The sequence below is a fragment of the Martelella alba genome (assembly GCF_005217455.1).
Lineage (GTDB): Bacteria > Pseudomonadota > Gammaproteobacteria > Enterobacterales > Enterobacteriaceae > Acerihabitans.
Genome location: NZ_SZPQ01000187.1, coordinates 1 through 506 on the forward strand (window position 1 = coordinate 1; position 506 = coordinate 506).

At 61.5% G+C, this 506-nt stretch carries 1 pseudogene; it reads left to right on the forward strand.

Going from position 1 to position 506, the window contains the following annotated elements:
• Positions 1–506: pseudogene (locus FCN80_RS26360) on the forward strand (transketolase); the annotation flags it as partial.

Sequence of the window (506 nt, forward strand, 5' to 3'; positions counted from 1 at the left end):
CAGTTCAACCGGCCGGGTCATGACATCGTCGATCACCATACCTATGTCTTTATGGGCGACGGCTGCATGATGGAGGGGATTTCCCATGAGGTCTGCTCCCTGGCCGGCACCATGAAGCTGGGGAAATTGACGGCGTTTTACGATGACAACGGTATTTCCATCGACGGTCATGTGGAAGGCTGGTTTAGCGACGACACCGCCAAACGCTTCGAAGCGTATGGCTGGCATGTGGTGCGCGGGGTGGACGGCCACGATAGCGCGTCCGTCAAGGCGGCCATCGAACAGGCGCGGGCCGTCGCCGACAAGCCCTCGCTGCTGATGTGCAAGACCATTATCGGTTTCGGTTCGCCCAACAAGGCCGGCTCCCATGAATCCCACGGCGCGCCGCTGGGGGATGCCGAAGTGGCGGCCACCCGTAAACAATTGGGCTGGAACGAACCGCCGTTCGTGATACCGCAGGATGTCTATGCCGGGTGGGATGCCAAGGCCGCCGGCGCTGAACGGGA